The organism is Agrobacterium sp. rho-13.3, from assembly GCF_033957765.2.
In the GTDB taxonomy this organism is placed as follows: Bacteria; Pseudomonadota; Alphaproteobacteria; order Rhizobiales; family Rhizobiaceae; genus Agrobacterium.
In genome coordinates this window covers 503,996-515,000 of record NZ_CP192775.1, presented here as the reverse complement: position 1 = coordinate 515,000, position 11,005 = coordinate 503,996, and the positions used below count along the sequence as shown (strand labels likewise).

The window sequence follows — 11,005 nt, the reverse complement described above, 5'->3', positions numbered from 1 at the left end:
TCTCTGATGAGCTGATGCCTGTTCTGTCTACATTGTGAAGAGAAGATATGTCTGGAAGCTTCCAGGTGTTTTGAACCTTTAAGGTTTGAAGCGTCCGAGCCCAGTCTCAGTGAAACCTTGTGATGGCTTAGTCGGCCGGGATTGGTGGAGGGATTGGAGTAGGTAGGAAAGCTTGTCTAAGGCATGTTCGTTGTTGGGAGATTTAAGGATCTTCCTCTGATGGATATGCTGGATTGGTGTTGCCTGACCGCGCATCACCGGATGATATCTCGAGAAGCTGGTCTTAATGATACGGCCTCGAAGTGCACCGGCGTGCCTTCAAAGAGGACTGTATCGACACGTCGATGTCATCAAGAAATGACCTGATTGTAAAAGGTAATCGGGTTGTCGTTCCTAACGGAACGGCTATGGATGAGCATAGACAATGAGAACGAAGAAGTGAATTAAGGGCATTTGGTGGATGCCTTGGCATGCACAGGCGAAGAAGGACGTGATACGCTGCGATAAGCTGTGGGGAGCTGCGAATAAGCTTTGATCCATGGATCTCCGAATGGGGCAACCCACCTTAAATGCTTGGGAAATCTGTTTTGTTGGTTAGTTGGTCTGTTTGGGTCTCCCATACAGGGCGCTAGCCCGTCGGTGCTTTTGCACCGCGCCGTCCGCAGGGCTTTGGCCGTGAGGACAGAACTGAACAGGTTTCCAAGCATTATGATAAGGTATCTTACTTTCGAATACATAGGGGTAAGAAGCGAACTCAGGGAACTGAAACATCTAAGTACCTGAAGGAAAGGACATCAACCGAGACTCCGTAAGTAGTGGCGAGCGAACGCGGACCAGGCCAGTGGCAATGAGGAATAAAGTCGAACGATTTGGAAAAGTCGGCCATAGCGGGTGATAGCCCCGTAGACGTAGAACACTCATTGTCCTTGAGTAGGGCGGGACACGTGAAATCCTGTCTGAACATGGGGAGACCACTCTCCAAGCCTAAGTACTCGTGCATGACCGATAGCGAACAAGTACCGTGAGGGAAAGGTGAAAAGCACCCCGACGAGGGGAGTGAAATAGAACCTGAAACCGGATGCCTACAAGCAGTCGGAGCTCGAAAGAGTGACGGCGTACCTTTTGTATAATGGGTCAACGACTTAGTGTAGCAAGCAAGCTTAAGCCGGTAGGTGTAGGCGTAGCGAAAGCGAGTCTGAATAGGGCGTTTAGTTTGTTGCATTAGACCCGAAACCGAGTGATCTAGCCATGAGCAGGCTGAAGGTTGGGTAACACCAACTGGAGGGCCGAACCCATATCTGTTGCAATAGATTGGGATGACTTGTGGCTAGGGGTGAAAGGCCAATCAAACTCGGAAATAGCTGGTTCTCCGCGAAAACTATTTAGGTAGTGCGTCGATCGAATACCCTCGGGGGTAGAGCACTGGATGGGCTATGGGGACTCACCGTCTTACTGATCCTAACCAAACTCCGAATACCGAGGAGTACTAATCGGCAGACACACGGCGGGTGCTAACGTCCGTCGTGAAGAGGGCAACAACCCTGACCTCCAGCTAAGGTCCCCAAGTCATGGCTAAGTGGGAAAGGATGTGAGGATCCCAAAACAACCAGGATGTTGGCTTAGAAGCAGCCATCATTTAAAGAAAGCGTAACAGCTCACTGGTCTAAATAAGGGTCTTTGCGCCGAAAATGTAACGGGGCTAAAGCCATGCACCGAAGCTGAGGATAGTACAGTTATAGTGACTGTGCTGTGGTAGCGGAGCGTTCCGTAAGTCTGTGAAGGGGGACCCGTGAGGGCCCCTGGAGATATCGGAAGTGCGAATGTTGACATGAGTAACGATAAAGGGAGTGAGAGACTCCCTCGCCGAAAGACCAAGGGTTCCTGCTTAAAGTTAATCTGAGCAGGGTTAGCCGGCCCCTAAGACGAGGCGGACACGCGTAGTCGATGGGAACCACGTTAATATTCGTGGGCCTGGTGGTAGTGACGGATCTCGTGTGTTGTACATTCTTATTGGATTGAATGTGCGGCGAAGAGGTTCCAGGAAATAGCTCCACCGTATAGACCGTACCCGAAACCGACACAGGTGGTCAGGTAGAGTATACCAAGGCGCTTGAGAGAACTATGTTGAAGGAACTCGGCAAATTGCACGCGTAACTTCGGAAGAAGCGTGACCCTGTCGTACGCAAGTATGTCAGGGTGGCACAGACCAGGGGGTAGCGACTGTTTATCAAAAACACAGGGCTCTGCGAAGTAGCAATACGACGTATAGGGTCTGACGCCTGCCCGGTGCTGGAAGGTTAAAGGGAGGGGTGCAAGCTCTGAACTGAAGCCCCAGTAAACGGCGGCCGTAACTATAACGGTCCTAAGGTAGCGAAATTCCTTGTCGGGTAAGTTCCGACCTGCACGAATGGCGTAACGACTTCCCCGCTGTCTCCAACATAGACTCAGTGAAATTGAATTCCCCGTGAAGATGCGGGGTTCCTGCGGTCAGACGGAAAGACCCCGTGCACCTTTACTATAGCTTTACACTGGCATTCGCCAAGGCATGTGTAGGATAGGTGGTAGGCTTTGAAGCAGGGACGCCAGTTCTTGTGGAGCCATCCTTGAAATACCACCCTTATCTTCGTGGATGTCTAACCGCGGTCCGTTATCCGGATCCGGGACAGTGTATGGTGGGTAGTTTGACTGGGGCGGTCGCCTCCGAAAGAGTAACGGAGGCGCGCGATGGTTAGCTCAGACCGGTCGGAAATCGGTCGTCGAGTGCAATGGCATAAGCTAGCCTGACTGCGAGACTGACAAGTCGAGCAGAGACGAAAGTCGGTCATAGTGATCCGGTGGTCCCGTGTGGAAGGGCCATCGCTCAACGGATAAAAGGTACGCCGGGGATAACAGGCTGATGACCCCCAAGAGTCCATATCGACGGGGTTGTTTGGCACCTCGATGTCGACTCATCGCATCCTGGGGCTGGAGCAGGTCCCAAGGGTATGGCTGTTCGCCATTTAAAGCGGTACGTGAGTTGGGTTCAGAACGTCGTGAGACAGTTCGGTCCCTATCTGCCGTGGGTGTAGGAATATTGACAGGATCTGTCCCTAGTACGAGAGGACCGGGATGGACGTATCTCTGGTGGATCTGTTGTCCTGCCAAGGGCATAGCAGAGTAGCTATATACGGAATGGATAACCGCTGAAGGCATCTAAGCGGGAAACCAACCTGAAAACGAGTGTTCCCTATCAGAGCCGTGGAAGACGACCACGTTGATAGGACGGGTGTGGAAGCATGGCAACATGTGAAGCTTACCGTTACTAATAGCTCGATCGACTTCTTCGTTCCCATTGATTATGTTCATCTTCATCGAAGATGAAGATGAGACTTCTGTCCTCACGCGCCAAAGGCGCTGCGGACGGCGCGCCAAACGATTGGCGACGGACTATCGTCCTGTAGGACGCCCCGCTCACACTGCAGCAAGGGTGAAATACGGATAGGTCAAGTGAGACGTGTATTAAGACAAAAAAGAACCTCGTGTTCTCCAGCTTCTCGAAACAACAGTTTCCATGCCAAAACATGGACATATGTTGCGTTTTGCCGACCTGGTGGTTATTGCGGGGCGGCTGCACCCGTTCCCATTCCGAACACGGCCGTGAAACGCCCCAGCGCCAATGGTACTCCGTCTTAAGACGCGGGAGAGTAGGTCGCTGCCAGGTCTGCAAAACGCAACGTAAAACAACAAAAACATCTTCTCATCACATACCTCGGCCCAGCCGATACCAAGGGCCGCTATCAAGCGGCCTTTTGCTTTTGAAATGAAATGCAGTGCGTCCTTACTCGAGACAAATCGCTTCGCAATTTGCTCGGCAACAGGCATAAATCCTAAAGGATTTACGCAAACGGTATTTTGCCGTCGGCAAAAACCGGAAAAGACGACATTTTGCTAACGCAAAAGTCGGTAGAGGCGCAAACAAAAAGTGTTTGCTCTGGCGCGACAAGTTCTTCGAACTTGCGCTGGTAACGCGGGGTGGAGCAGCCCGGTAGCTCGTCAGGCTCATAACCTGAAGGCCGCAGGTTCAAATCCTGCCCCCGCAACCACTGAAACTTGTAAATTCGACCATTCCAGATATTTACGTTCAAGCTCCTCACCATACTGGTCGAGGAGCTTTTTGTGTTTGGCCTCCGTGTCGATCTCGCCAGACCCGATTCGCGCCATGAAATCGTTGCCTGCTGCGGCAAGGAACTGTTGCTCCATCAGATCGAGAACCTCCATGGATGCCATGATGTTGGCTGCATCGGAATAGGTCGTAGTCTTCGACACTGTCGCGCGCGCCGATCCACTGCCAGCCAGCCTGCTTAGACAATGTAATGAAGACCTCATTGGGCGTGATCTTGACGCGGTTCGTTCCCGTCTCAGCCTTGATCGCATCACGAAAAAGCTGATCCAGTTTGCCACTTGCACCCGTCCTCTTGGTGTAGGCGATCGCCACCTTTGAGAAGATTGGAGTTGGTGCGACGCGCTTGGTCAGCGCCGAAACGCGGTTTTACCCTCTTGCGTCGTCTCTTTGCCTCATCGATGTCGAGCCGCGATGGTCTAAAAGTGTTCATCGACGATATCATGGCAATCTACCGGGCAATCGAAGGGGCCATGTTGCAGAAACGCGTCATCAAGGAGGCGCTTGCCAAGGAGTTTCAGGACCTCGCGCGTGTTGCCCGGCTCGAACTGATGAACCTGGCGCTGTTCGTCGCGACGGAAACAGAGTTGCGTTGCAACGCTCGCGCCATGACGTTCCCGAAATCGAGCGAATGGGCGCGGGTCCATGACATGCTCTATAAACTGGGAGGTGTTGAGCAGTTGCCGAAGTCGAGCGGTATGCGGGACTGGTTGCACTTGAAGTCCTGCCGGTCTTGCTCTGGGTGGTCTCGAAGGAACGCAAACCGAAGTGGCCGCTGGAAAGACCGACGGCTGCAGTTGCGACCGAACGTGCGGAGATCTCTGATCTCACCGAGGGCGCTCCGGACGGGGTGGCCGAGGGTGCCGAACCAACGGCGACCCGTGCGCAGATCGATGTCGTGCCGCCACTCGCCCCCGAGATCGAACTTGACCCAAGCGACGAGATAGATGTCAAGCCTTCAGAAGAAGTGGAACTGCCAACTGCCGTCAAGGCATGAACTCCACCACGGATGGCGGCTTCTGCCCTCCAGACAACATTCGAGAGGGCCGCTTGTCGGCCCTTTCTCTTATCCAGCAGTCAGTGAATGAATCGGGTCGCACCCGGCGGCCGTGATGATCGTCGCAGGCCGATGTGCGGATCAAGGCGATAAAGTCCGGATTGTTGGTCGTGAGCCCGCTGTTAACCTTGTGCCGGCTTTGTTCTTTTTTGTTGTTTTGGGGCCTTGAGCCCGAGCGCCGGTCCTGCCAGGTATGTCGTCGACAATGCCGGGGACGTGGTCACCGAGAATGCCGGCGAGGGCATGGATACGGTCAAGACCGCGCTTGCGAGCTATACACTGGCCGCCAATGTCGAGAACCTCACCTATACACGCACCGCAGCATTTGCGGGGACTGGTAATGAACTTAGTAATACCCTGAAAGGCGGTTCGGGTGCAGACACGCTTTCGGGTGGTGGAGGTGATAACATTATCACCGGTGGCAGCGGGAGCAACAGGTTGTCCGGTGGATCAGGCAATGACATTTTGATTGGGGGCGCCGCAGCCGACACGTTCGTTTATATTGCTCAGGGTGGCGTCGACACCATAATTGGGTTTACGCCGTCTGGAACCAGTCATGACGTGCTTGCTGTGGACAGCACTTTATTCGCTGATTGGGCGCATCTCCTCGCGGCTTCAGCGCAATCTGGCAGCGACGTGATCATTACCGCAGACTCCGAGGACTGAATTGTTCTAAAAAACATGACGGTCGCGAGCCTTCAGCCCGCAAACGTCCAGTTTTTGTAACGCGATGCCTCACCCTGAAGGTCGATATTCGGGGTGAGCAACAACTCATTTCGGCGTAACAGCCTTTGGGCACCACCACCTGCGGCGGCCCTACACTTCCAAATAGCGGTACACACTGGAGAGCAAATTTGGCTGGTAAGCGAGCGGTGATAAATCGACGAGGCAAATACTACCTGTTCAATTCGCCGGCCAATGTGACAAGGCCAAATCGGTAAGCTTGCGCGAAGGCTATGATGTATTAGCCCACTGGTGAAGAACGACCTGTACATGGACCCCTCACCGCAACAGTCTTTGCGTCGCAGTAGCTCAAGGCTGTCCGCCTAAAGCTGATCTACTGCTATGTCTACAACTGCCGCGATTGTGGGCGGTTCAGAACGTATTCATGTTTACGTGCTTTTGCCTCTATTGGAAACGCTCGGCGCCGCTATAGCGAAGATTTGGGGATGCGAGCGAAAACCGCGAAATATCTGAGGTCATGGTCGACATTGTGTTCCAGAAGTGCAGCAGCGCCCCATGTATTCGCTTGGAGCAGCCTGGACGGCATTCCACAGGGCGATGCATATCCGATCTCACTGTGGGTACGATTAGGGTGATTGCTGATGCCCTTATTCATTGTTTTGGCAACACTGCTGGCTTCCCAAACCGTCATAGTTTGGGCGCTGACGAGATCGCCGGATGATCTTGGTGGAATGGAGTCTCCCGCGGCTGGCGCTTGCTCTCGTGCTGGGCTCTTGTCTCGACATGAACGTTGCGATGTTCCGGCCGTCAATCATGCCATGCCTGCAGTTTTAAATCAGTATTCGGTTGTGGATCTGGCGGCGACGCAGCAACATTGAAGTCCGGGAGTAGAAAACGAGCTGAGGAAATGAGAGAGTCCTCGACTCGGTCCAGCAAGCCGATAGAGCAAGGGTTTCAGTGAGATGGCGGACACGGAAGAGCTGAAATAACGGGAAGTAGGTTCGAACCCTTTCAAGAGCTGTGGCTCGTTTTAACTGGCAGGCGCTTGTTTCACATGCCAGCGTTTTGAAGACAAACTTTCAGGCATCACGCTCGACCGCTGAAAACAGCGAAACGCCATGACTTGAAACTACAATCCACGTCTGAGAAGCCGGCATCCGTCAGCCACTGAAGTTGACTACTAACAGATGCGCATTTGTCATAGGACATTCGATCCCGTGCCTTGTCGATTTCCTGCTCCGAAACACCAAGTTGCAGTATCTGTTCAAGCCATATCCGTGAATAGCGCTCGTCCGCGTTCGTGTTCGGCCCCGCGACCTGTTCGGCGTTTATAAACAGGCCGCCCGGCTTCAAGGCACGGCGGATGCGTCGGTATACGTCACGTTTCTCATCATCGGCAAGATGGTGGATCGCCAGGGCCGATACCACAAGATCCCATTCGTTGCCGAAATCGGCGTTCGCCATGTCTGCAACGCGATATTCGACATGTTCGTTTGGCGGAAATCGGTGACGCGCCTGTTCAAGCATCGCTGCAGATCCGTCAAGGAGGCAGAGCCGCCCGATCGAACATTTCGACTGCACGATCGCGGAGAACATGCCAGTTCCTGCTCCAACATCGAGAACGTCAATGGTTGGTAAGGCCTGCCACTCCTGAACGAGTTTAAGCGCCGTGCCGTAGAAGTCGTCGAAACAGGGGATTAGCCGTCGGCGCAGATCGTCGTAATCTCCGGCGTCTCGGCTGAACAGCACGGACGCCGACACTTCCTCATTGCTCATATTGCACTCCTTAAGGAAAATCCGTCATTTGGCGGGCTGCGGGGCCAGACGGGGGTTCAGAGTATAAGTCGCGATAGCTTCACCTTGGGCCAGAATGTGTTTGACCATGGCCTTCTCCGCATCCGGGCCGTCGAACGCACCGGTCAAACCCAGAGACGAAACATCAAGCGCAAATACCTTCACGACATAGCGGTGAGCTTGTTCGTCATTAACAGGAGGGCAAGGCCCGTCGTAGCCGCCATAGGTGCCAGCCATTTCCGGGTTCGAGGCAAGGAAGGACGTATAGACGTTCGCACCGCGACGGCCATGTTCGGTCTCTCCGACTGGCTTTCCATGGGGCACCAGACCATCGCTTTCGATGCCCGAGGCGAGCGACGTGATGGTGTTCGGAATATCTACCAGCACCCAATGATGCAGTTTGATGCGCGCAGCATCCGCTGAAATCGTCGTTCCGGCCTTGTTGATCTGGTTGAAATCTTTGGGAACATCCAGGTCAGCCATCAGGAGCGCATAGGACTGCGTGCCGTTCGGACCCGTCGACCACTTGACCGCTGGGCTGATATTCTTCGTGGCACTGGAGGGTGGAGGGCAGAAGGCGGCTTGATCCGGCAGACGCCCGTCTCGATCCAGACCGCCAATTTCGACCTTCAGATGGTCGCTATCAGCATAGACCGCTGGTGCAGTCAGCAATGCGGCCACAATGGCTGCTGCTGTCATTCTTCGATAATGAGCTGTCATATTTTTCATCCTCGTCCTTTGAAGTTATGACGAGGATAGATAAATCGAGGCGTAAGCGTGGATCGCTTCCGATCACAATTGGGCCCGATCCGATCATGAGTCAGTCGTCTCCCGCCTGCGATGCCGTACCGACGAGGGTGTCGCGCCAAACTGTTCCTGAAAATGCCGGGAGAAATGCGATCGCGAACGATAGCCAGTCGCCGCAAGAGCGTCTGCGACATCGGCGTTCCGATCATTGAGGACGATATAGGCGGCTTTCATACGCTCACTGCGGAGCGTTCCCTGGATAGTGTGCGACTCTGCATGGAGCCTGCGCCGCAAAGTCGCCTCCGACATGGAGAGTTCGGCGGCGATGCCTGCAGTCGTCCATGGCAAATGCAGGCGATGCCTCACAAGCAGGCGGACCGCCTCGACAACCGATCCTTCGACGTATTTGGGTACGAGTGGCAGGACACCTTGCTCAGCGAGGATCAGAAGGATTTCAAGAACGCGGTGATCCATGACGCGCCGGGACGCTGATATCCGGTGCGACAGGGCTTCCGCGCCATGAAGAACAGCGGAGCACAAGTCGGCGCTGATAGTAACGTCATTTGAACACGTCTCCTGCCCAACGAATTGAGGCCAGAGCCGCGCAGCTTCGATGATCAGCTCGCGGGGGAACCGCACGAACAAGGCGCGATAGAAACCGGTTCGTGAATCTGGCTCATTGACCACATCGACACGGGCGTTCGCCGGAAGAACGAAAGCATCACCAGCCCCGTACATGCGCTCGTCGGTTCCGACGATGACTTCCTTTCGGCCCTCAATAACGATCACGAGACCTGCGGTATGCATGACAAGTTGGCAAATTGTTTCACGGTTCCTGGCGACGAAGGCCGAAATGACGGGAGGTTGGCCATACTCCACCATATCGCGTGTGTCACACATGGCTAAAGACATCAGTGCTTTGACGATATCCATCTTTTGAAGGCTGTTTCTATTATCGATAGCTGTCATCATCGTCCCATCGCGGTGTTTTACCCTTGATGGCTCGCCAAGGCGCATTTTGCAAACAGCTGATTGTCAATTTTATTAGCTGACGGACGCATAAGGTCATCAGATGAGTGTCGAAATTGAGTGACTTAGAGGTGGAGCGAACACAGGTTTTTGGGCGAAACCAAGCCTTGGACCATTTGTTAAATTTGAGACAGGCAAGACCGGGGGTAACCAGACCGTTGGTTCCAATCCTTTCAAGGCGTAGGACACGGCATCGCCGAGCTTGGTATCCGGCACGACCTTTGGCGCGATGGTATCGAGCCATGTCTTTAGGGCGATGAGGACAGGCAAGCTGTGCTGTTGCCGGAAACGACGAATGCAATCGGCCTGCGTTTCACCGGCGTCGGGCGTTTGGTCTCTCGCCTGCTTTTCGATACGGCAAAGCTGCTCGAAGAACCGGAGCGCCTGCTCCGGCGGTCCGCCTCCGTTCTTCCTGTTTTTGAGAGCCTCGACGAAGCGCCGCCGTGAATGAGCTATGCACCCGACATGGGTTGCGCCATATAATGTACACCAGACGTTGTATCCATCGGTCACCAATATACTGCGGTAGTCGCCGAGAAATGCTTGCGGGTGGGCTTGGCCGCGGCCGGGCTGGTAGTCGAGCAGTACGTGGCTCGTCACTGTCCTCGCTGCTGCGGTACGCCCACATTTGAGATGTGCTGGTGGCTTCCTTGTTCTTTTCCTCCAGCACCTGAACCGTCGTCTCATCGCCATGAATGAGAGGCTGTGACTTAAGCTTCAGCCTCAGCGCATGGTAGATGCGATGCAGATGCCTCTCGCTCGAACCGATCACCCAGTGCGCGAGAGCACCCCGGCTGATCGGAACGCCGGCCCGTTCGAACGTTAGCGCCACGCGGTAGGGCGGCGTGCCGTCGACGTATTTGTGGACGAGTGCGAAGGCCAGCGTAGAGGCGGTGGCGATGCTGCCCGGCAATGGTTGCGGCGGCATCAGTGCCATTACGACAGAGGTGTTGATGCCGGTGCGGTCGCAATGGCGGCACGCGTATTTGAGCCGCACATTCTGCAGAACCTTGGCCTTGACCTCGATATGAAGCTGCTCGGTAACGGCCTCGCCCATGCGATGCATTCGACTGTCGCAGCAAGGGCAAACTTTCTGATCGTCGGGCAGATCGTATTCGACAAGCTCGCGCGGCAGGTCTTCCGGCAAGGGTCTGCGGCCACGCTTCTTTCCCGCCGCACTATCTACCGCCGGCAAGCCTGTATCCGGGAGATCGGCGACGACCTCGTCGCCACAATCAGGACCATCCTCGTCTGCGGCCTCTTCGGCCTCGTTGAAGATGCGATCGACGTGCTTTTCGCTACGGGGTGCAAACCGATGGAGCCTTGCGAGCGCCAGTTCTTCTTCCAGCTTGACGACCCGCCGTGACAGCGCTTCCTTCTCGACTTTGAGCGCAGCGATTTCGCCAGCACTTGCCGCCAACTGCGCCATCAGCTCTGCAACATCAGGTTGGCCGGTTCGGGTCATCCCAGTTCTGAATCTGAACCGCGTCGCCGGGTCAACAGATCAACACGTCACCTCAGCCGGCGATCTGATA

General features: G+C 54.6%; 6 protein-coding genes, 1 tRNA gene, 2 rRNA genes and 1 pseudogene. 5 read left to right on the top strand and 5 right to left on the bottom strand.

Annotated elements, in window-relative coordinates; translation table 11 throughout:
* Positions 1 to 432 precede the first annotated feature (432 nt).
* From RMR16_RS17270 to RMR16_RS17260, 3 genes are all read left to right on the top strand, one after another.
* Positions 433 to 3,326: ribosomal RNA gene (locus RMR16_RS17270) — 23S ribosomal RNA — on the top strand.
* Between the two features lie 259 nt (positions 3,327 to 3,585).
* A 5S ribosomal RNA gene (gene rrf / locus RMR16_RS17265) occupies positions 3,586 to 3,700 on the top strand.
* A 305-nt stretch (positions 3,701 to 4,005) separates the two neighbouring features.
* Positions 4,006 to 4,082, top strand: a tRNA-Met gene (locus RMR16_RS17260).
* Positions 4,083 to 4,578: 496 nt separating this feature from the next.
* Here RMR16_RS17260 and RMR16_RS17255 read toward each other — a convergent pair.
* Complete coding sequence (locus tag RMR16_RS17255; protein WP_320202096.1) at positions 4,579 to 4,806, bottom strand: hypothetical protein; 228 nt, start codon at positions 4,804 to 4,806, stop codon at positions 4,579 to 4,581.
* Positions 4,807 to 4,901: 95 nt separating this feature from the next.
* Here RMR16_RS17255 and RMR16_RS17250 point away from each other — a divergent pair, with 95 nt between their 5' ends.
* The gene (locus RMR16_RS17250; protein ID WP_320202095.1) at positions 4,902 to 5,156 is read left to right on the top strand and encodes a hypothetical protein; all 255 of its coding nucleotides are present in this window, start codon (positions 4,902 to 4,904) and stop codon (positions 5,154 to 5,156) included.
* Positions 5,157 to 5,459: 303 nt separating this feature from the next.
* The gene (locus RMR16_RS17245) at positions 5,460 to 5,882 is read left to right on the top strand and encodes a calcium-binding protein (protein WP_320202094.1); all 423 of its coding nucleotides are present in this window, start codon (positions 5,460 to 5,462) and stop codon (positions 5,880 to 5,882) included.
* 1,104 nt (positions 5,883 to 6,986) lie between these two features.
* On the opposite strand, the gene RMR16_RS17240 is transcribed toward RMR16_RS17245, so the two are convergent.
* From RMR16_RS17240 to tnpC, 4 genes and pseudogenes are all read right to left on the bottom strand, one after another.
* Complete coding sequence (locus RMR16_RS17240) at positions 6,987 to 7,676, bottom strand: class I SAM-dependent methyltransferase (protein WP_320202093.1); 690 nt, start codon at positions 7,674 to 7,676, stop codon at positions 6,987 to 6,989.
* A gap of 24 nt (positions 7,677 to 7,700) precedes the next feature.
* Positions 7,701 to 8,414 carry a YbhB/YbcL family Raf kinase inhibitor-like protein gene (locus RMR16_RS17235; protein ID WP_320202092.1) on the bottom strand — a complete coding sequence of 238 codons (714 nt, stop codon included), beginning with the start codon at positions 8,412 to 8,414 and terminating at the stop codon, positions 7,701 to 7,703.
* 93 nt (positions 8,415 to 8,507) lie between these two features.
* Entirely contained in the window at positions 8,508 to 9,410 is a 903-nt protein-coding gene (locus RMR16_RS17230) for a helix-turn-helix domain-containing protein (RefSeq protein WP_432354928.1), read from the bottom strand.
* Between the two features lie 222 nt (positions 9,411 to 9,632).
* Positions 9,633 to 10,935 (bottom strand): annotated as a pseudogene (gene tnpC / locus RMR16_RS17225) (IS66 family transposase); the annotation flags it as partial.
* Positions 10,936 to 11,005: the final 70 nt, after the last annotated feature.

Coding starts and splice junctions, on each gene's coding strand:
- RMR16_RS17255 (WP_320202096.1), bottom strand. CDS start 4,806: ATGGACCCGCGCCCATTCGCTCGATTTCGGGAACGTCATGGCGCGAGC.
- RMR16_RS17245 (WP_320202094.1), top strand. CDS start 5,460: ATGGATACGGTCAAGACCGCGCTTGCGAGCTATACACTGGCCGCCAAT.
- RMR16_RS17240 (WP_320202093.1), bottom strand. CDS start 7,676: ATGAGCAATGAGGAAGTGTCGGCGTCCGTGCTGTTCAGCCGAGACGCC.
- RMR16_RS17235 (WP_320202092.1), bottom strand. CDS start 8,414: ATGACAGCTCATTATCGAAGAATGACAGCAGCAGCCATTGTGGCCGCA.
- RMR16_RS17230 (WP_432354928.1), bottom strand. CDS start 9,410: ATGACAGCTATCGATAATAGAAACAGCCTTCAAAAGATGGATATCGTC.